The sequence below is a fragment of the Vibrio sp. 10N.286.48.F5 genome, from assembly GCF_041469785.1.
In the GTDB taxonomy this organism is placed as follows: domain Bacteria; phylum Pseudomonadota; class Gammaproteobacteria; order Enterobacterales; family Vibrionaceae; genus Vibrio; species Vibrio crassostreae_C.
In genome coordinates, this window is record NZ_JBFRLG010000036.1 from 38262 (window position 1) to 59846 (window position 21585).

The following is a 21585-nucleotide window of genomic DNA, read 5'->3' on the forward strand; positions in this document are numbered from 1 at the left end:
GAGCTCTTATTGAGCCACAAAGTTTGAGATTTTATATATGACCATCGCAAATAGTGAAAAGCTTATGAATACTGAAGCGACTCAAATCAACAAGCCAAGTCTACGTGCTAAGAAGCGCATCGACTGGAGAGAAAGAATCTTCCACGGCTTGTTCTTATCGAGTGCTGTAATCGGCATCGTATCACTAGCCGTTATCGCTTACTTTATCGTTGCAGAGAGTATCCCTGCATTCCAAGAGGCCGGTGTTTCTGGCATCGTTCTGGGTGTTGACTGGTTACCTCCAGCTCTATTCGGTGTTGCAACCATGATTGTTGCATCGATTGTTTCGACACTTGGAGCTGTAGTTGTTGGTGTGCCAGTTGGTGTATTAACCGCTATTTTTATTGCTGAGATTGCTCCAAAGCGTCTTGCAGATATTATTCGACCAGCAGTTGAGCTTCTAGCGGGTATCCCGTCGGTAGTTTACGGCTTCTTCGGTCTAGTAATTATCGTTCCAATGATTCAAAACGTTTTCCAAGTACCAGCGGGTAACACTATCCTGGCGGGTATCATTGTTCTGGGTATCATGATTCTTCCTACCGTTATCACGGTTTCTGAAACTTCGATTCGTGCGGTACCTCGTACATACAAAGAAGGTTCACTTGCACTGGGTGCTTCGAAAATCTACACGATTTTTAAGCTACTCGTTCCTGCTGCACGTTCAGGCATTATGACTGGTGTGATTTTGGGTATCGGCCGCGCACTTGGCGAAACGATGGCAATCATCATGGTTATGGGTAACGCGCCAGCAATGCCAGAAGGCATTTTGGACTCTGCTCGTACGCTAACAGCAAACATTGCAATTGAAATGTCTTACGCAAGTGGCGTTCACGCTAACGCACTGTACGCAACAGGTGTTGTACTTCTAGTGTTCATCATGATGTTAAATGGTGCTCTACTTTATCTTAACCGTGAAAAAGCGAAGTAGGCGAGGATAAGTAATATGGATCGCGTAAAACTAAAACAAGCACGTCAAACCAAAGATAACATCCTAAAAGGTTTTATCTGGGCAGCTGCAGCTGTAACCGTTGGTTTCTTATTCTGGATTATTTGGTACATCCTATCGAACGGTCTGCAATACGTAGATTGGAACTTCATCACTGACGATTACACTCGTACTGGTGAAGAACGTGGTATTTTCCCAATGATCATTGCCACGATCTACATGGTAATCGCATCGATTGCGGTAGCCGCGCCACTGGGCATCATGACGGCGATATACTTAACTGAATATGCGAAAGTAGGTAGCCGATTGGTGAAAGTGATTCGATTCTGTACTGAGTCGTTAGCTGGTATCCCATCGATCATCTTTGGTCTGTTCGGTATGACCTTCTTTGTTTCGATTCTTGGTCTTGGCTTCTCGATTCTGTCGGGTGCACTAACGCTAAGTATCCTGATTCTTCCTGTAATCATTCGTACTACAGAAGAAGCATTGATGGCAGTGCCACAAACTTACCGCGAAGGCTCATACGGCCTTGGCGCTTCAAAAATCTACACTATCTGGCGTTTGATCTTACCAAGCGCAATGCCAGGTATCTTAACTTCGGTCATTCTTAGTATTGGTCGTGTAATTGGCGAATCAGCACCTGTATTTTTAACAGCAGGTATGGTGGCACGTGTTCCTGAGTCGGTATTCGATTCTGGCCGTACACTAACGGTTCACCTATATAAGCTGACAACAGAGCTATTTACTATCGATGAGTGGAACCAAGCCTACGGCACGGCGACAGTCCTAATCGTACTGGTTCTCTTGATCAACATGGTTACAAAACTGATTGCGAGACGCTTCAACACGGCAACTTACTAAGCTCATTAGCTGGCTCATAAATAAAGCGAGCCCCCGTGATAAAGAAAGCATCAAGTTAGACACGAATTTAAGAATTTAGAGATTACGAACATGAATAAATTTGATATTGAGAACCTAGATCTGTTTTACGGCGACAACCAAGCGCTTAAATCTATCAACCTGCCAATTCCAACTCGCCAGGTTACTGCTCTGATTGGCCCGTCTGGCTGTGGTAAATCAACACTATTGCGTTGTTTGAACCGCATGAATGACCTAATTGAAGGCGTTACGATTAAGGGTAAGCTGGATATGGATGGCACTGACATCTACGGTAATATCGATGTCGCTGACCTACGTATCCGCGTAGGCATGGTATTCCAAAAGCCAAACCCGTTCCCAATGAGCATCTACGAGAACGTGGCATACGGCCTACGTGCTCAAGGTATCAAAGACAAAAAACACATCGATGAAGTGGTTGAGCGCTCGCTACGCAGTGCTGCACTGTGGGATGAAGTAAAAGACCGTCTTAAAGCGCATGCATTTGGTCTGTCTGGTGGTCAACAACAGCGTCTATGTATCGCACGTACCATTGCAATGGAACCAGATGTAATCCTGATGGATGAACCAACATCGGCTCTAGACCCAATCGCGACACACAAGATTGAAGAATTGATGGAAGATCTGAAGAAAGACTTCACTATCGTTATCGTAACGCACTCAATGCAGCAAGCGCGTCGTATCTCAGACCGCACGGCTTTCTTCCTAATGGGAGAGCTTGTAGAGCATAACGAAACCAGCGTTATCTTCAGTGAACCAAAAGATGATCGTACTAAAGGTTACGTAAACGGTGACTTCGGTTAATCGACGATTTACGTGTGGTATTTAAGCGATTAGATACCTTTACACACTAACTGAAACGCAGGTTAGATAATCGAATAGAACAACAGAATTATCACTATAACTATAAGCGATGGAAGTTTTGCCCCACTATAGGTGGGGCTTTTTTATGTGTCTAAAAAATCCCCAATGTCGATGTGATTTTGGGCAGAGAATCCCATTTTTGTCGTCCTTCTCATGCTTGTGATAATGTTAAAGGTGAAACTGCGACCCGCTTAACATCTCATTTTTACTTACATTGATTGCATATCAAGCCTTCTGTATTTTTGCTTTATTCTTAATCGCCAATGGAAGGAAGCTGTGCCTGTTAAAGCCTTTGCAAAACAAATATCTGCGACACGCGACCATCGTCTGTTGGCTGAGTCTCTTTTTGACTATCTGGTTAAGGTACTTACTCCAAAAGGGATAGGAATATTTGCTGAACCGACGCCGGAGAGCGACGCATTACCGCTTTTTTCTTATGGCGACCTAACCTCATTGGCGAGCTACCCCTCTACATTTTGGCCGTGGGTCTCACAGTTTGATACCGCAGACGGGGTTTTGCCAATGGCTATCAACACCTGCAAGTGGGAACACATGAAAGTGCTTGGTGGGGAGTCGTTTATCATGATGCTCGACAACGCACCTGCCTCCAGAACTTATTTAATTGTTCAAAATTGCAATGCTGAGAAGGTTAATCAAACCTTTGACCAAGATCTTGATGTGTTACAGCTCGCGGCTGCCCGTTGGCAATGTATTCGTGCCGAAAAGAACGCGGCGCTAGAAATCAAACACAGAGACACACGTGAAGCTCAATACTTAGATGAGATAAAGTTACGTGAGCTGTTTGTAGAGAACATGAAGCTGGTTCATCAGGTCGCGCTTGAGCTTTCTAACCCTGAGTCACTCGATGCTTTGTATAAAGCATCGGTTGAGGCTGTGCGAGACAGGTTAGGGTTTGATCGTGCGATCTTCATGTTGCTTGATATGAAAAAGCGTTGTTTCAGCGGCACTTATGGCACTGACGAAGCGGGTAAAACCAACAGTGAACACCACACTCAATACGATTTGCACCAACTTGAAGCGGAATACATTGAAGCGCTGTCTGATAACCATACTAATCTAGTCATCATCGATAATGCGCCCCTGTATACAGAAGGTAAGGTGGTCGGGCAGGGGTGGAATGGCATGCTTATCTTGCGTGAAGGCGACAAACCTGTTGGCTGGATCGCCATGGATAACTACATTCATCGCTCACCGATTACTAACTATCAAAAGCAGATGCTTGAGTCTTTTGGCTCTTTGCTTTCTCAAATCTATATTCGCAAGCGCCAAGAGCAGAACATACGTATGTTGCACTCAAGTATGGTTGAGCTGTCTCGATGCGATAGCGTCAGTGAAGTCTGTAAGTCTGCGGTTAGTTTTGCGATTCAACATCTAGGTATCGATCGACTGGCTGTTTTCCTAACAGACAAAAAGTGCAGTTACATGCAAGGTACTTGGGGCACTGACATCAAAGGCGATATTGTCGATGAGTCCTATTATCGCTCTGAGCTGGTGGAACGTGACATTGTAGCCGCAGCTCGTGCTTGCCCTAATCAAGTTGCCTTTGAAGAATCAGTTCCTATCTATCACGATTTCAATATTGTGGGAGTCGGTTGGACGGCAATGACCATGCTCACCACCAATACGGGTGAGCCGATTGCGTTTATCGCTGCTGATAACCTATTAACTCGCAGTCCTTTAACCTCACAGCTTCGTGAGGTAATACGTATCTTTGCTTCGAGCCTTGCTGAGGTGCTGCAAAGAACCATGGCTCAAGAAGAACTGAAAAAGCTCAATGAAACATTGGAGCAAGAAGTCAGTAAGCGTACCCAAGAGCTAGAGTTGGCGAATGAGCAATTGGATATCATTTCTAAGCTAGATCCTCTTACGCGCCTTGGAAACCGCCGTATGTTGTCGCAGGTTCTAGAAGACTTGAACGGTGACGATCAAGGTGCCTTTGCCTTACAGAATGAAATTACATTTGGCTTGATTCTTGTCGACCTCGACCACTTTGGTTTGTACAACAGTGTCTATGGTCATACTGAAGGGGATGCGGCTCTGAGGACGGTAGGTGAGATACTGAATGCCCATGTTCACAATGATAAAGAAACCTTCTGCCGGATTGGCGGAGAGGAGTTTATGTTGTTGATGATTGGCACGAATCACTCAGAGACAAAGCAACGTGCAGAGTCGATTAGAAAATGCATTGAAGAGGCAAAAATCCTGCATTGTGAAAGTAGTACCAGCCCATATTTAACGGCATCCGTTGGCTATGCCTCGATAACGTCTGACCAGCATCAGTTCGATTTTGATTTGTTGTATGGCAAGGCAGATAAAGCCTTGTATCAAGCCAAAGACTCGGGGCGAAATCGAATTGTTTCTGCCTTAAAACGTAAAAAAGTCACAGCCTCTCTTTCTTAAAATAAAGGCCGTTGATCTCAAGATGATCAACGGCCTTTGTGTTTTACTGTTCTTGATGAACAGCGTCGACTAAAGATTTTCTAGCGAACTATTATGCTTTTTACTCGCAACTCTCTTGGGCTTCTTCACCGTTTTGATTGCCAGCTCAGGGCTCCATGTTTGGGCTGGTGAACCGGCTTCACCATAAAGGCTTTGGTTTAGCTTGGTGAGTTCGGCTTCAACGGTTTGTAACGTCTCATCACTTAGATCTGTATTTTCATATTTCCATTGCTCAAATAAGGTTCTGGTCATCACGCCATCTTTCGTTCTTAGAGCTTCAATAAGCGCTTCTGCGGTATCTGATTGACGTTCAACCGTGTGTGTTGGTTTTGTCGTTACACCGCGGCGTGACCAGAAGTAGAATGCCAATGCTGAGCTGATTAGCCACAAAGCTGCAAATAGGGCGGTGAGATAAGGCCAGATCCCAGGGCTATCCACAGTAACAACCGTCGGGCTTACTTGTTGGGCGGGCGTAGCAGTTACTGGTGGAGTGCTTGACGTTGCGCGATCACTTGCTTTTACCGCTAACTCTAGCCCCTGCGCTTTGCTTGTTTGTTCTGATTGCAAATCGGTGTTAAACCAAGCTTGAGACACATCAGGAAGCGAGATGTTTCCTGCCTCTTTCGGAATCAAGACTTGCTTGTAAACAACGACAGAATCACCTGACTGAGTTGTGCCAAATTGCGGCTTCTCTTCATAAACACGTACCGAATTAGGGTAGGTGATATTCAGTTTTGGCAGCTGGTGTTGCGTTAAGTTGCTAGCCGTCATCGTGATGGTACGAGTTAACGAATCACCCGCTTCCATTTCAATGGTTTGGTTGTCGCCTTCTAAACCATTACTATTTCCCAGTTGATTGCCTTGGCTATCTGACCATTGTTGAATCAGTTTGAAGTTTGATGTTGGTAACCACTCACCTTGGTAGCCTTTTGGTACGTCCTTCACAGTTACATCTAAGATTTCAACGGGCGTGTCGAGCTGGAACAGACGCGTTGTACTGGAGTTGTTGGTTGAGTAAACAACAGCTCCTGTTAGCTTCGGCCCGTTCAGCTTAAATTGACCTGCTTTTTGTGACGAGATACGGAATGACTGTTGAACTACCGTCACCTCCTTTCCATTGAGAACGTCTTGAAATTGCTTCGATTCCCCAATAGGTTCCACATCTAAGCCTGAAGAGCTCGGTGGCGCGATTTTCGGATCTTGAAGCCTTCTTGGATCCGCTTTAATGATCAGCTTTACATCAAGCTCTGCGGTCTCTTGTGGGTATAGTGAGTTCTTGCTGAGATTAAGTTGAAACTCAGCCATGTCATGTTGAGTTGGCGCCGCTTTATTAACGGCGACATTGATGGTGATAGGCTTGGTTTTAGCCCCTTCAATGTCAAAGCTAGGGATCTGTATCCGGCCTAAGCGCAGTGGAGCAAGGGTGATGTTCCACTCGCTTGACACCGAACGGCTGCCATTGACGATTCGCATCGACGAGCCAAAGCTTGGTGTACCGACATAGAAGTCCTGCTGGAGCGCTGTTAGATCTAGAGCATCAGAGGAGACCTTTTCATCGGTTGCAACTCTAAGAAGGAACACTTCATCTTTGGTGACACTGTTATGTGAAACGCTCGCCACGGCGTTTGCAGCCAATACTGAGAAGGACGAGAAAGCTCCCAACAACAATGTTAGGAGTACGGATAAAAATGGCTTGTTTAAAAATCGCATGGTTACCACTTTTTGTTCTGGTTGTTAGGAGCACTTTTTTGTCGTGCTTGTAAAATCATTTGCGCTTTAAGCAGTTGGCTCGGGTCACGGGCGCTTTCTACTTGCTCAAGTTTTCGCATGTCAGGGTCGCTCGACAGAGGTTGATCTGAGGTTTGTGCTACAGCTTGCTGACTACTTTGCTCACCATCTTCTTTTGAAGCTTGTTGTGCGCTAGCACTTTGAGGTGTAGCGCCTTCTTGGTCACTCTGTTTCGGCTGATCACTGTTACTTTGTTGCGTGGCTTGCTTGTCGTCTTGTTTAGACTTTTCAGAGTCAGAGTGATTTTCAGGTTGGCCTTGAGATGAGTTTTGGTCTTGGCTACCGCGTTGATCTTGGTTACTGCTTTGATCTTGCGACTTGCCACTGGAGCTTTGTTGTTGATCCTGAGAGCTTTGCGAAGAATCATTTTGCTGACCTTGCTGACCTTGCTGACCTTGCTGACCTTGCTGACCTTGCTGACCTTGCTGATTTTGGTCATTCTGGTCTTTGGAGTCAGAATCGCCTTGCTGTTGCTGTTGCTGTTGCTTCTGAGCCTGTTCGACAATCTCTAGGTTCTTCTTCGCATAAGCATGTTCAGGGTTGCTTTCAAGAATACGTTGATACTCTTGGATCGCTTGGTCGTACTTACCTTGTTGGGCTTGAGCGTTAGCAAGGTTGTAGCGAGCATCTTCACTAGAAAGCTCTTGCAGCGTCTGCTCTGCGGCTTCGAAATCACCGGCTTTGTATTGAGCAATGCCTTTCCACTCTTGTTGGGTGAACTGTTCAGCAGCTTGTTGGAAGTCCTCGTCCTGATACAGCTGATAGCCTACTTGATCATTGGTTTTCCACGGGTTCGCAAACGCAGTATTTGGTTGGCTAAAAGAGATAACTCCAGCTAAGGCACACCAAATAACCCCTTTCCTGAATAATCCAAGTGCCGGAAGTAATAGCAAAGGCAGTAACCAGAAACCGTTGTTCACTCTGGTGTTGAGTGAGTTCTTGGTCTTGGTTACTTCCGATGTTGTTGCAACGCGGTCGAGGTAGCTCGCGATGTGTTCAACATCTGAGTTATCAAATTGAACTTCAGTGAACGTGCCACCATAGCTGCGTGTAAGCTCGCGCATGTTCTTCAAGTTGGTTCTTGCCACCACGGTTTGTCCTGAGTCGCTTTGCAGCATCGACCCCGTAGGTAACGAGATTGGCGCACCGTTTTCACTCCCTACAGCTAGAATCGACAATGTCCAATCGTTGCCAGAGAGTAGGGAGTCGATCTGCTTCTTCTCTTGGTCATCGATGTCATCAGCAATCAATACCAAATCACCTTGGTAGATCTTCGCGCGAGTCATCATATCAATCGCAAGCTTAACGGCTGATGCGGCATCACCACCTTGATAAGGCATGATATCTGGCGATAGGTTAGGCACTAGGTTTTTGATGGTGTTGATGTCTGACGTTAGCGGGCTAATGGTGTAAGCATCCCCAGCATACGCCACCATGCCTGTTAGCCCTTCCTTCCATAATGAAAGCAGATCAAGAGCCTTGTATCGCGCTTGAGTTAAGCGATTCGGCTTAATGTCGGTGGCATACATTGACATCGACATGTCCATGATCACAACTCGTGCCTGCGTTTTTTCAAAGCTTGGTTGTTCGTTTTTCTCGAAGCTTGGCCCAGCTAACGCAATAACGCCGACCAGCCACCAAATACCGAAGTAAGTACTGCGATTTTTCGATGGCTTGCTTGATTCTGGCGCCAAGTAACGGGCGATGTGTGACGCGAGTAATCCTTGTTTGGACTGTGTCTTGCTCAGCCACCAAATAGCGGGCAGCACGGCAAGCGCCAAGAACCAATATGGGTAGATAAAAGTAAAGTTAGACATTGTTTCTCCTAATGGCTAACAGCATAAATGCGAAGAACATTGCCGCCGACAGTGGCCATACAAACCACTCTTGTTGCGGTCGCCAGATCTTAGTGGCGTTCGTCACGGGCTCTAACTGGTTAATGGTGTCGTAAATCGTCGCTAACTCTTTGCTGTCACGCGCTCGGAAGTACTGACCGCCGGTGCGTTTGGCAATTTCTATTAGTGTACGTTCATCCAAGTCTTGAGCAGTATTGACTTTGCGCGTCATGAAGAACTCTTTGACCATCATCTCGCCTGCACCGACGCCCACGGTGTAAATCGTTGCGTCGTATTTCTTTGCAATATCCGCCGCTTCTAATGGGTCTAATACCCCGGCGGTATTACTGCCGTCGCTGAGTAGAATCATTACACGTTGGGGCGCATCGCTATCGACAAAGGTTTTGGTGGCAAGACCAATACCATCACCAATCGCTGTTTGAGTACCAATCAGCTTTAACACCGCTTGATTGAGCTGTTGTGAAAGCGTATCTCTATCTAGCGTAAGCGGGGTCTGCAAGTAGGCGTGATCAGCAAATAACACCAGTCCAACTCGGTCACCTTTACGACGCTCAATAAAGTCACTCAATACGCGTTTCACCGCCGACAAGCGGTCGATGTATTCGCCATTGAACTGCATGTCTTCTTGGCTCATCGAGTAGGAGAGGTCGACAACCAACATCAAATCACGATGTTTCGGTTGAAACTCTACCGGTTCGCCATACCATACAGGGCGCGCGCTCGCCGTAACCAGCAGAAGCCAGATAATCACGGACAACGCCTTTGGTAAGCGACTGCTCGGTGTTTTGGTATTACTGTCTTCTGGCAGAAATGGAAGTCTTAGGACATGGCTTGATTCTGACTTTGGTGAGAACAAGTAAACGAGCAACGGCAGTGGCGCGATGAAGAACATCCACCACCAAACGAACTCGATGTTTAGCAAGTCCCCGCTTAGAAACATAGGGCTTAGAAAATCACTCATAAAGACCTCGCTTAGGAGGAAGGGCTTTACGAAGCCAAGTTTCGCAATCATTAACTAATTGTTGTTGAGCCTTTTTCTGTTCGTCGTTCATAAGGGCTACATCTTGATAGAGCGCTTGTTGCCACTGGGATTGTTTTGCTACAAATAACGGCTTCGCCAATTGCGCATCTAAGAACTTCAACCAATCATCACCAGACAAACCTGCAATTTTTTCACGAGGGAAATAGCTCAGTGCTGCTTGACGAACGATGTCTTGAGCTTTGCTCGGAGACAAGCCATCTTGGGACTGACTATTACTAAAGTAAGACAGCGCTTCTTGTTTCGCCTGTTGATTGTTTTTTCTACGTTTTAGAATGAAAAACACCAAGGCAATCAGGAAAATGGCTGTGATAATGACTGCCCACCAACCCCACGCCAAAGGCCACCAAGTCGGGGCGTCTGGCGCAATCACCGGACTTAAATCTAAGGGCTGTTTCATGACTGAGCTCCTGATATCTGGCTCATGAGTGACTGCGCACTCGACAGCGAGCTATAAGGTATCGCGAGAGATAACCCCATCTGTTGCAGCTGCTGTTTCTTAAGCGAAAAAGCATGGTTAAGCTTTTGCTTTTCTTTATTAGAAGAGAAATTAAACCATTGAGTTTTGCTGCCATCGGTGACCTGTTTAGAGCCTTTATAGGTGGTTTCACCTTGCTCTAGTGGGTCGTAGAAATGCACCAGACGTACTCTGTTGTGTCGGCGAATTTGACTGATAAGTGAGTAGTCACTTTCTTGGTAACGCACAAAGTCACTGAGCATAATAATATCGCTTCCTTTAGGGCAAAGCTGGTGCAGAGATTTCAGCCCATGCTCTAAGGTTGTGTCATTATGATTGTCGTGATGAGTCAGCGCTGCATTATTGATTTCTATGACTTTTTGCAAAATACGCAGTGGAGCATGGTTGCTTGCACTTGGCTTAATCTCAATGACCTCTTTGCCAGTATCGATCACCGCGCCAATTCGATCTTTTTGAGCCACAGTAAGCCAGCACAGTTGGCTAGCAAAGTGTGCAAGTTGAACCGATTTCAGCAACAAGGTTGAGCCGAAAATCATACTGCTTGATAGATCCAAGAATAAAATGACAGGCTGTTCTCGTTCTTCAGAGAAAAGTTTGGTATGCGCTTTGCCCGTTCTGGCTGTTACACGCCAATCAATGCTGCGAATGTCATCTCCCGCTTGATATTGACGAACTTCAGAGAAATTCATCCCGCGACCTTTACGGTTGCTCTCGTGTTGGCCGTTAAGCTGTGACCAAAGGCTCTTGGCGGGAGGCAACCAGCGAACAGACTGCGCTTTGTATTGCAGAAGTTCGTCCAGGTTTAACGTGACACCGTCACTATGGTTGGGTAGTTGATTATTCATGCGCGTATCCCTATGCGCTGCCAACCAATGAAATAAGGTGTGCGATCACTTGGTTTGCGGTGACACCTTCAGCTTGTGCGTGGTAGCTGCGCAGTAGACGGTGGCGTAACACAGGGAATGCCATCGCTTGAACGTCTTGTGGAGTGACGTAATCTCGTCCTGCAAGCCAAGCGTGAGCGCGGGCACAACGGTCTAACGCAATGGTTGCACGCGGGCTGACACCCATGTCTAACCATTGATCAAGTTGGTCACTGTATTGCTTAGGTTGGCGAGTCGCCATAACCAGTCTGATGATGTACTGCTCAATGGTGTCTGCCATGTGAGTGTTGAGCACTTCTTGGCGCGCTTCAAAGATCGTTTGCTGAGATATCTGTTGTGGCTGAGCTGATTCGTTACCTTGAGCCTCACCACGGTTGAGTCGTAAGATCTCAAGCTCGCTTTCCATATCTGGGTATTCAACCTCTAGGTGAAGCAAGAATCGGTCTAACTGAGCTTCCGGTAGCGGGTAAGTCCCTTCTTGTTCAATTGGGTTCTGTGTTGCCATTACCAAAAATAGCTCAGGCAGCGCATAGGTTTTTCGACCGGCAGTTACTTGTTTTTCTGCCATCGCTTCCAGCATTGCCGCTTGAACTTTCGCCGGAGCACGGTTGATCTCATCCGCTAGAATCAATGAGTTGAAAATCGGGCCTGATTGGAAAGTGAACTCCCCAGTCTCAGGGCGAAAAATGTCGGTACCCGTCAAATCAGCTGGCAACAGATCGGGAGTGAATTGAATACGGTGGAAGTCACCCTCAACACAGTCAGCCAATGATTTTACTGCGCGAGTTTTTGCTAAGCCGGGAGGTCCTTCAACGAGGATATGACCATCTGCTAAAAGGGCGATCATCAGTTGCTTAACGAGCTCTTTTTGACCAATGATTTGAGACTCTAGATAGTTTTGAAGGACTTCGAAATTTGTTTTGTGCATTTTGGACTCTCTGGGTATCCATTTGATTTTTATTTTGAGTATTGGTCACTGATTTCGAGGAAAAAGTTCCAGTACATTTGCGTAATTTATTTTTTCAAAATTGGAAATATTTACAAGTGGTTAGCTAAAAAAATCGTTAGGTTGTGATTATTACTATATCAATTGGTTTTTATATACAAAAGCTCGGCGGTGGGGAGTGGTTTGAGTTCGGTTGGGTCTCAGGGGGTGAGAACTAAAATTGACTCTCGACAATGCGGTATTTGCTTAGTTAATTCATGCTCAAGGTGAATATTTCTAATTGTTACATCATATTTGCAGTTTTTTGAGAAGAAAGTCTCTAGTTTTATTGGTTGTGGCCGATACATCACTCAGATTGTGCATTGCTTGTTGGAGTGCACTAAAAAAGTCCTGTTCAGGGTATACCAATAACGAGCGATTCTTTTTAAAGGTCCAAATATGTTTAAAACTAACTCTCTGAGTATCAAGCAAAAAGTTGTACTTGGAATTACCTTTGCGGTTCTTGCATCGACAGTGATTGTCGGCGCAATGGCACAACAACAAGCAAGAGATGTATTAAGTCATCGATTGATCGATATTGAACTTCCAGGAATGCTAGAGCGAATCAATGGTGAAATTGACCGAGAAGTCTCTCAGCTATTACTAGCGGCGGAGCAAATTGCTTCAAATGAATTTATTTCTGATGCTATCGAATCGACCGATCGCGATCCCGCACTAGAAAATAAACTGGTGAAACAGCTGAACAATGTTCGTAACCAGTATCAGTTGAACGATGCCTCAGTGGCGAACCGTCAAACTGCTTACTACTGGAACCAAAATGGCTTCCTACGTCAGTTAAACCAACAGCAAGATGGTTGGTTCTTTGGCTTTACGCAATCTGGACAGCCGACCATGGTGAGCATGTTCCAAGAAGCCAATGGCGAAGTGAAGATGTTTGCTAACTATCAACAACCTTCTGGTTTGGCGATGTCTGGTCTATCAAAGTCGATGGATGACATGGTTAACCTGCTGAACGGCTTTAAGATTGAAAATACCGGCTTCGTATTCTTAACCGATAGCCAAGGTGATGTTCAAATTCACCGTGAGCGTTCTCGCAGTGACTCTTCACTTCAACAACTTTACGGTCCTCAAGCAAGCCAACTACTGAACAAGTCGGGTTTTAACCTGATTACCACTGAAAGCCAAGGCCAAGAGCTGTTCGTGGCGAGCTTGTATGTGTCTTCAATGGACTGGTTTGTTATTGGTGTCGTTCCGACTGGTGAAGTGTTTGCAGAGTTAGATGCGACAGCGCAGAAGATGCTGATCATGACTGCGGTTGTGGCATTAGTGTTTATCCTAATGGGCGTAGTTCTGGCGAACAGCATTACTCAACCGATCAAGCTTTTGGCTAAGCGTTTCGGCGACTTAGGTGAAGGCGACGGTGACCTTGCACAGCGTATCGAAGTGAAAGGCAACGATGAAATTGCACAGCTTTCAAAAGGCTTCAACGGATTCATTGAAAAGATTCACGAGTCGATGAAAGAGGTGTGTTCGACAAGCCAAGCGCTTCAAGTGGCTGCAGAGAGTGTTTCGAATAAAGCTCACATCACCCACGACAACAGCCAAGAACAGCGCGACCAAACCCTTCAAGTCGTAGCTGCCATTAACCAAATGGGTATGACCATCAGTGAGATTGCATCGAACGCGGCAACCGCAGCAGAAACGGCAACTCAAGCTTCAGGCAATACGGAAGTAGGTCGCTCTGTGGTGAACAAAGCAAAAGACGCGATCAGCCGTTTGGCGCAAGATATTGAAAGCACAGGTCAGGTAGTAGAGCAACTGGCTTCTACAACTCAAGACATCGGTTCTATTCTGGGTGTTATTCGTGATATTTCAGAGCAAACTAACTTACTCGCATTGAACGCTGCAATTGAAGCCGCCCGTGCTGGTGAGCAAGGTCGTGGTTTTGCGGTTGTAGCGGATGAAGTACGTAACCTAGCAAGCCGTACCGCAGATTCAACGGAAGAGATTCAAAAGATGATCAACCAACTGCAAAGCGATGCTAAAGATGCGGTAACGGCAATGAGTGCGGGTAAGGTGATTACCCTTGAAGGTGTATCGGCTTCGGATGAAGCGGTAGACGTGCTGAGTGGCATTTCAGACCGTATCGTTGATATCACAGACCGTAACACTCAAGTGGCAACGGCAACGGAAGAGCAATCAACCGTAGTTCACACCATCAACCAGAACATTGAAGAGATTAACGCAATCAACGAAGTGACAACGGGCACGGCTGAGCAACTTGCTGAAGCGAGCCAAGAGCTTCGTGATCTATCGTCTCGTCTAGATAAGATGGTTGGTTCATTTAAGCTTTAATTCTTTCAAGCTGTAACATGACTTAGAAAGGGATATAGACGAAGAGCTGGGGTCATTTCATCGTGAATCCGGCTCTTTTTATTAGTGCGCTAATTTGCCTCTAACTGCCTTTAGCTTGATCTGGTTTCGGGCTTTGCTTTTAATCACCCTAGCATCATAGGGCGTAAATGAGTAAAATCTCGTTAGGTTTAATATTTAGGTAAGTATCATGAGCGAATTTGAAAAAGAACTAGAGCAGATGACTCAAGAGATGGGCGATGAGCCTGAGGTGAAACTGCCATCACTTGAAGAGCAAAAAGCAATTGTTGCTGAGTTCAAGCGACTAGAGGCGGAAGGCAAACTGACTCCTGAAGTGTTAGAGAAGCATTTTGGCCAGTTCAACAAACAGAATGATACGCCAATTCACTAAGTTGATTTAGACAGGTTTCATGTCTGAAAGAAGTGATATTAGCGGTTGGGTTCATAGCCTAACTAACAGATAAAGGTCTAGCGCTTGCTAGACCTTTTTTATTGCCGCTAGCGAAAGACCGAGTGGCTGACTCATGAACTATTCAATGTAAGTGAAACTCGTATCCAACACATAAAAATATCCAGCACATAAAAAAATCCCCCTTACTGAGTAAGAGGGATTCGATATGGGCAAGTTATATCCTAAAAGGCTAAGCGATTAGTCTGTGCCGTATTCTTTGTACAAACGACGACATGCGCGGCCATCGCTGTGGAACAGGTGACAACGGTGCGCTGGAATACCAATCGCCAACTTGTCACCTGATTCGATTTTCAACGTGTCTGGCTGGCGATAGATAACATCAGCATCGGCACTTTCAAGGTTTAGGTAAACCTGAGTTTCGTTACCTAGTTTCTCTACCATCATCACGTCAGCTTCAATCGTCGCGTCACCTGATTCAGCAGACATCAAGTGTTCAGGGCGAATACCCAGAGACATACGATCGCCAGCATTGACAGTCGTACCATCAACAGGGATCCAGAAAGTCATGCCATTAGAAAGTTGTACCAATACGCGTTCTGCTTCAGCTTGTTCAATGTGTACCGACATGAAGTTCATCTTCGGTGAGCCAATAAAGCCAGCAACGAAACGGTTTTGAGGGTAGTGGTAAAGGTCAAGCGGCTTACCGACTTGAGATACATAACCACCATCCAGAACAACGATCTTATCCGCCATTGTCATCGCTTCCACTTGGTCGTGGGTAACGTAGATCATGGTACAACCCAGTTGACGCTGTAGCTTGGTGATTTGCGAACGCATTTGAACACGTAGCGCGGCATCTAGGTTTGATAAAGGCTCATCAAGTAGGAATACGTTTGGTTGAGAAACCAGAGTACGACCAATCGCAACACGTTGACGTTGACCACCAGAAAGCGCTTTAGGTTGGCGCTCAAGAAGGTGACCAAGCTGAAGGATTTCTGCAGCATGTTCAACGCGTTTGTCGATCTCAGCTTTATTTGCGTTTGCTAGCTTAAGACCGAAAGACATGTTGTCGTATAGGTTAAGGTGAGGGTAAAGCGCGTACGATTGGAATACCATACCTACGCCACGCTTTGACGGTTCAACGTCATTCATGCGTTGGTCGCCAATGTACAAATCACCAGACGTAATGTCTTCTAGACCTGCGATACAACGTAATAGCGTCGATTTACCACAACCTGATGGTCCAACGAATACTACGAATTCACCTTCGTTGATGTCTAAGGTTACGTCCTTAGAAATCTGTACATCACCATATGATTTATAAACGTTTTTTAACGTGACACTCGCCATCTAGCTTGTCCTCGATCGATCAAATTTTAAGTTTTACTGCTTATCATTATAAGAAATTTTTGGGTCAGCAGTAACTGTAGGAATTGGTAAGTATTGAGTGAGTAAGAAAAAAGTGGGTGAGACTTGGCTTCTTTAACCAAGCCCACCCGTCATAGCCAAACTGATGCCCATTTCCCCCACATCCAGCTAAACCTCCCCCGTGATTCAATCACAGATTTAGCTCGATGCTAATATAAGACACCAGCGGGCAGTGAAGCCAACTAAATGAATAATGCGTCAACGCATAACACTTGCCGGTAAAGGGTTCTTACTATCCACTCTTGGATGAATGCAGTTTCGGTGAATTGGCGTAAGGGTACATCCTCCTAATGGAAAATTAACTAGGGGGAGTAGGAGGGGAGGAGTAGATAAATGGGGTTATTAATAATTGGCGATCCAGTTCAAATAAATCCACCACGTAACGGTGATGTTGATCACGATGAGTATACGTTTTGTGATTGCAGTCTCTAATCTGACCGGATGGCGATCACGAATTTAAGCCATAATAGCTAGGGCGTAGTGGCTAGGATGATGAGCTAGGGTCTGTTTTCTCAGATCATAACCTCCGAAAACTGGCTCGTCTTGGTAGATGTGCCCTACGTATAAATATAAAAAGGATATTCACATGAAAAACGCTCTAAGCGCTGTAGCTCTAGGTACAATAGTTGCTCTGGGTTCTTTTGGTGCAAATGCTGCTATCGAAGAAGGACAACTAACAATCTGGGTAGGTGGTGACAAAGCTTATGAAGGCATGGCTGAAGTAGGTAAACGCTTCGAAGAAGATACTGGTGTTAAAGTAACCGTCGCTTTCCCTGACAAGCTAGAAGAGAAATTCCCTCAAGTAGCAGCAGCTGGCGATGGCCCAGACATGATCTTCTACGCACATGACCGTTTTGGCGGCTATGCAGAAGCGGGACTTCTTGTTGATATCAAACCTTCTAAAGAAACTAAAGAAGGTATCGTAGACTTCGCATGGGACGCTGTTTCATACGAAGGTAAAACAATCGCATACCCTGTTGCTGTTGAGTCAGTTTCGCTAATTTATAACAAAGCGCTTGTTCCTAACCCACCTAAGTCTTGGGAAGAAATCCCAGCACTTGATGCTGAACTTAAAAAAGACGGCAAGAAAGCGATCATGTGGCCTTTACGTGGCGGCGCTTACTTCACATGGCCTCTACTTGCAGCTGACGGCGGTTACGCATTCAAACAGACTGCAGAAGGTTACGACATTAAAGATGCGGGCGTAGCGACTGATGGTGTTCAGAAGTCTCTAGGTTTCATCGAGAAGATGGTACAAGACAAGGTTATCTCTGCAGACATGGATTACTCAGTTGCTGAGTCTGAATTTGTTGCGGGTAACGTTGCAATGACAATCAACGGCCCTTGGGGTTGGGAAAATATCAAGAAAGCTGGCGTAGATTACGGCGTAACAACACTACCTAAGTTCAACGGTAAAGCGTCTAAACCTTTCGTTGGTGTATGGGCAGGTGGTATCAGCACTGCGTCTCCAAACCGCGACCTAGCTGTTGAGTTCATGGAAAACTACCTACTAACAGATGAAGGTATGAAGAGCCTGAACGACGACAAGCCACTAGGCGCTGTTGCTCTTAACTCTTTCCAACGTCAACTAGACAGCGATACTCGTATTGCAGCAACAATGGACAACGCGATGAACGGTGAAATCATGCCTAACATCCCTCAGTTCACAACATTCTGGTACAGCATGGAAGAAGCGATCGGCAACGTAGTTGACGGCCGTCAATCAGTAGACCAAGCACTAAAAGCTGCTGAAGGTCGTATGGTTAAGTAACACCCAGGCACTACCTTTTAAGGAGAGGGTAACCTCTCCTTACTTTTCTATTTTTTTATCTATATCGCTAGCAGGTTCCTCTATGCAGTCAGTTCAAGGTACAGATGCTATCCCAGCACCATCAAGCCTTCCAGGCAGTAAAAGCGTCTTCATTAAATGGGGGTTGCTTGGTAGCGTTGGCTTAATAAACGGCTACGCTACAATTCTAATGTATTCTCGCGGTGAGCTCGCTTTTGCGCTGCTTACAGTGATCTTAACGGCTTTGGCACTTTACATTTTTGGTAGTAAAAAAACTTACGCCCACCGTTATATTTACCCAGGTATTGCCGGAATGATCTTGTTCATTCTTTTCCCATTGGCATACACCGTAGGGCTTGCGTTTACTAACTACAGCGCGAAAAACCAACTTTCTCTAGAGCGTACTCAAACCGTTCTTTTAGACCGTTCTTTCCAAAGCGGTGAGAGCTACCCATTTACTTTGTACAAGACAGATGACGGTCACCAGATCGTTGTAAAAGATGGCGATCAACTGTTAGCGACTGACGTATTTTCTCTAGACAATATGACAGAAACAGAGATGGACCTATCTGTTATTGAGTCTGCGCAAGGTGAAAAAGAGAAGATCAAAGCGATCATTCAAAACCGAGCAGCAATCAGTGGTGTTGATTTCAATCTACCTGACGGTGGTGACATCCGCATGAGTGGCTTACGTAAGTTTGCTTCTGTTGCTCCGCTTTACACGCTACAAGACGATGAAGAAACGTTAATCAACAATGAAACGGGTGAAGTTCTCAAGCCAAATATGGATGTGGGTTTCTACCAGCCTGTTGATGCAAATGGTGAGTTTACGGGTAATACCATCTCTCCAGGTTTCGTGGTTAGCATTGGTACGCATAACTTTGAGCGTGTATGGAAAGATGACGGCATTAAAGAACCGTTTATCAGCATCTTTATTTGGACGGTTATCTTCTCGGTATGTACCGTAGCGTTCACGCTAGTTATCGGCCTTGTATTGGCTAACATCGTGCAATGGGAAGAGTTGAAAGGTCGTTCTATTTATCGTGTTCTACTGATTCTGCCTTACGCCGTACCCGCGTTTATCTCGATTCTTATCTTTAAGGGTCTATTCAACCAAAGCTTTGGTGAGATCAACATGGTGCTCGAGAATATCTTCGGCTTAAGCCCGAACTGGTTCTCAGACCCTATCTTAGCGAAAACCATGGTGTTGATGGTTAACACATGGCTAGGTTTCCCTTACATGATGATTCTATGTATGGGTCTGCTTAAAGCGATTCCTGATGATTTATACGAAGCGTCAGCAATCGATGGTGCGAACTTCCTTGATAACTTCAAGCGCATTACGTTCCCATTGATGATTAAACCGCTTACACCGCTATTGATTGCAGCGTTTGCCTTTAACTTCAACAACTTCGTAATGATTCAACTATTGACGAACGGTGGCCCGAACATGATTGGTACTTCTGAGCCAGCGGGTTACACAGACTTGCTTGTAAGCTACACGTACCGAATTGCATTCGAAGGCGGCGGCGGTCAAGACTTCGGTCTAGCAAGTGCTATCGCAACGCTTATCTTCCTATTGGTTGGTGCACTAGCGTTACTAAACCTTCGTTTCACTAAACTGTCTCAAGATTAAGGAGCACGACAATGGCTATGGTACAAGGTAAAGGCCTTAAATACCGAGTGTGGGCAACGCATGCAGTGTTGTGGTGCTTCTTGGCAATGATTATCTTCCCACTACTGATGATCATCGCGATCTCGTTCCGTGAAGGTAACTTCGCAACCGGTAGTTTGATTCCAGATAACCCATCATTGGAACACTGGAAGTTAGCATTGGGTATGTCAGTAACGAACGCAGATGGCTCGGTAACGTCACCTCCGTTCCCTGTGCTAACTTGGTTATGGAACTCAGTGAAGGTTGCAGGTATCACATCGATTCTGATTGTGACACTGTCTACGACATCGGCTTACGCGTTTGCTCGTATGCGCTTTAAAGGTAAGAACACAATCCTGAAAGCGATGATGATTTTCCAAATGTTCCCAGCAGTATTGGCTCTAGTAGCAATCTACGCGCTGTTTGACAAACTTGGTCAATACATTCCGTTCTTAGGCTTGAACACACACGGTGGTCTAATCTTCTCTTACCTAGGTGGTATTGCACTGCACGTATGGACGATTAAGGGTTACTTTGAGACGATTGATAACTCTCTGGAAGAGGCAGCAGCCCTTGATGGTGCAACGCCTTGGCAAGCATTCAGACTGGTTCTACTACCGCTGTCTGTGCCAATCCTAGCGGTTGTGTTTATCTTATCTTTCATCGCGACAGTGGGTGAGGTGCCAGTAGCGTCTATCCTACTTACAGATGTGAACTCTTACACGCTAGCAGTAGGTATGCAGCAGTACCTATACCCTCAGAACTACCTATGGGGTGACTTTGCGGCAGCGGCTGTACTATCAGCACTTCCGATTACTATCGTGTTCTTACTTGCTCAACGTTGGTTAGTTGGTGGTTTGACGGCAGGTGGTGTAAAAGGATAAGCTGTACTCTATAAGAAAGAAAAAGAGCGACCGTTAGGTCGCTCTATATTGGCATTTTTATTACATCATTTGGTTTGGCCGCCGATCAGTAATAAAAATAACCCTCAGGTTACGCATAGCTGGCTACTAATCAGGTTCCTTACGCTATTAATGATTAGTGGTTTTTGTAACTCTAACCCAGGTATTTACTTGGGTTTTTTTATGCCTGCTACTTTTTGTTTTTTGTGTCAGCGTTACTCGTTAACTATCGCGCTCATATCTACTTTAAAACCCAAAGTTTCGAGTTACTTCTCTCCTAAATACCGACCACTTCATTTTGGTTACTTGTAGAAATGAACTAGTCTCACAAATCAGACACTCAGTATAAGTGGCTGTTGTACTATTGATATGTTGTGAATATTCCAATGCGTGATACTTCAATGATTTGTATGCAACAAAACCTGAAATTGCACTGAAAATGTATGGGTAAGCGAGAGGTAGTTACAGAATATTCAAGTGACATTCATGAGGGTTATGGAGGTAGGTTTATTTATGCTTCTGGTTTTTGGTGGGACTTAGAAGTTAGAACTCTTTACTAGAAGGAGCACAACCTAAGTGTTGCAATAGCACATAGATGCTTTCTTGATCGAGTGCCACGCGACGAAATAGATCGGCAAATGTCGGATCTCCACCGAAACACGTTTGGATATAGTGGTTGATTTCATTGCTGTCGTAGCCTTCGACGTACAAAGTTCTAACCCATTGGTACTCAACAGCCTTTAAATTGTTCAGTGTAGACTCGCTAAGAGTGGGGCGTATGACGCTCAAGAGTGGCTCCAAGAAATTCAAATGCATCTATTATGATTGGC

General features: G+C 45.4%; 17 protein-coding genes. 9 read left to right on the top strand and 8 right to left on the bottom strand.

Features of this window, described 5'->3' with window-relative positions:
• Positions 1-37 precede the first annotated feature (37 nt).
• The 4 genes from pstC to AB4185_RS18765 all read left to right on the top strand — a co-directional run bounded on the left by pstC (position 38) and on the right by AB4185_RS18765 (position 5167).
• Positions 38-967, top strand: coding sequence for a phosphate ABC transporter permease subunit PstC (pstC, locus tag AB4185_RS18750; RefSeq protein WP_017064255.1), 930 nt, complete (start codon positions 38-40; stop codon positions 965-967).
• Between the two features lie 15 nt (positions 968-982).
• Positions 983-1846: a phosphate ABC transporter permease PstA gene (gene pstA / locus AB4185_RS18755; RefSeq protein ID WP_017064256.1), complete on the top strand. Its 864-nt coding sequence runs from the start codon at positions 983-985 to the stop codon at positions 1844-1846.
• 90 nt (positions 1847-1936) lie between these two features.
• Positions 1937-2686: a phosphate ABC transporter ATP-binding protein PstB gene (gene pstB, locus AB4185_RS18760; protein ID WP_004737715.1), complete on the top strand. Its 750-nt coding sequence runs from the start codon at positions 1937-1939 to the stop codon at positions 2684-2686.
• Positions 2687-3022: 336 nt separating this feature from the next.
• Positions 3023-5167, top strand: a complete 2145-nt coding sequence (locus AB4185_RS18765; protein ID WP_017064257.1) for a GGDEF domain-containing protein — start codon at positions 3023-3025, stop codon at positions 5165-5167.
• Positions 5168-5236: 69 nt separating this feature from the next.
• Here AB4185_RS18765 and AB4185_RS18770 read toward each other — a convergent pair whose 3' ends face one another.
• The 6 genes from AB4185_RS18770 to AB4185_RS18795 are packed head-to-tail and all read right to left on the bottom strand — an operon-like array spanning position 5237 to position 12179.
• Positions 5237-6916 (bottom strand): BatD family protein, encoded by a 1680-nt coding sequence (locus tag AB4185_RS18770; protein WP_372135752.1) that lies wholly within the window; start codon positions 6914-6916, stop codon positions 5237-5239.
• Between the two features lie 2 nt (positions 6917-6918).
• Positions 6919-8811, bottom strand: coding sequence for a VWA domain-containing protein (locus AB4185_RS18775; protein ID WP_372135753.1), 1893 nt, complete (start codon positions 8809-8811; stop codon positions 6919-6921).
• Positions 8804-9811 (bottom strand): VWA domain-containing protein, encoded by a 1008-nt coding sequence (locus AB4185_RS18780; RefSeq protein ID WP_017060042.1) that lies wholly within the window; start codon positions 9809-9811, stop codon positions 8804-8806. The genes AB4185_RS18775 and AB4185_RS18780 overlap by 8 nt, the downstream gene beginning before the upstream one ends.
• Complete coding sequence (locus AB4185_RS18785) at positions 9804-10289, bottom strand: DUF4381 domain-containing protein (RefSeq protein WP_065583800.1); 486 nt, start codon at positions 10287-10289, stop codon at positions 9804-9806. Before AB4185_RS18785 ends, AB4185_RS18780 begins: the two co-directional genes overlap by 8 nt.
• Positions 10286-11212: a DUF58 domain-containing protein gene (locus AB4185_RS18790; RefSeq protein WP_017065688.1), complete on the bottom strand. Its 927-nt coding sequence runs from the start codon at positions 11210-11212 to the stop codon at positions 10286-10288. The genes AB4185_RS18785 and AB4185_RS18790 overlap by 4 nt, the downstream gene beginning before the upstream one ends.
• A 10-nt stretch (positions 11213-11222) precedes the next feature.
• On the bottom strand, positions 11223-12179 hold the full coding sequence (locus tag AB4185_RS18795) for a MoxR family ATPase (RefSeq protein WP_017060045.1): 957 nt from the start codon (positions 12177-12179) through the stop codon (positions 11223-11225).
• Between the two features lie 456 nt (positions 12180-12635).
• Between AB4185_RS18795 and AB4185_RS18800 the strand changes: the two genes are divergently transcribed.
• Together AB4185_RS18800 and AB4185_RS18805 are read left to right on the top strand one after the other, a co-directional pair.
• Positions 12636-14552: a methyl-accepting chemotaxis protein gene (locus tag AB4185_RS18800; protein ID WP_017067914.1), complete on the top strand. Its 1917-nt coding sequence runs from the start codon at positions 12636-12638 to the stop codon at positions 14550-14552.
• A 208-nt stretch (positions 14553-14760) separates the two neighbouring features.
• On the top strand, positions 14761-14961 hold the full coding sequence (locus tag AB4185_RS18805; RefSeq protein ID WP_372135754.1) for a restriction endonuclease subunit S: 201 nt from the start codon (positions 14761-14763) through the stop codon (positions 14959-14961).
• A gap of 258 nt (positions 14962-15219) precedes the next feature.
• Here AB4185_RS18805 and malK read toward each other — a convergent pair whose 3' ends face one another.
• Positions 15220-16332, bottom strand: a complete 1113-nt coding sequence (gene malK, locus AB4185_RS18810) for a maltose/maltodextrin ABC transporter ATP-binding protein MalK (RefSeq protein ID WP_017060047.1) — start codon at positions 16330-16332, stop codon at positions 15220-15222.
• 664 nt (positions 16333-16996) lie between these two features.
• On the opposite strand from malK, the gene malE reads away from it, so the two are divergent.
• The 3 genes from malE to malG all read left to right on the top strand — a co-directional run bounded on the left by malE (position 16997) and on the right by malG (position 20737).
• Entirely contained in the window at positions 16997-18181 is a 1185-nt protein-coding gene (gene malE, locus AB4185_RS18815; protein WP_017060048.1) for a maltose/maltodextrin ABC transporter substrate-binding protein MalE, read from the top strand.
• 82 nt (positions 18182-18263) lie between these two features.
• Entirely contained in the window at positions 18264-19835 is a 1572-nt protein-coding gene (malF, locus tag AB4185_RS18820) for a maltose ABC transporter permease MalF (RefSeq protein WP_017060049.1), read from the top strand.
• Positions 19836-19846: 11 nt separating this feature from the next.
• Positions 19847-20737 (top strand): maltose ABC transporter permease MalG, encoded by an 891-nt coding sequence (gene malG / locus AB4185_RS18825; RefSeq protein WP_017060050.1) that lies wholly within the window; start codon positions 19847-19849, stop codon positions 20735-20737.
• A gap of 561 nt (positions 20738-21298) precedes the next feature.
• On the opposite strand, the gene AB4185_RS18830 is transcribed toward malG, so the two are convergent.
• Positions 21299-21571: a hypothetical protein gene (locus tag AB4185_RS18830; RefSeq protein ID WP_019822928.1), complete on the bottom strand. Its 273-nt coding sequence runs from the start codon at positions 21569-21571 to the stop codon at positions 21299-21301.
• Positions 21572-21585: the final 14 nt, after the last annotated feature.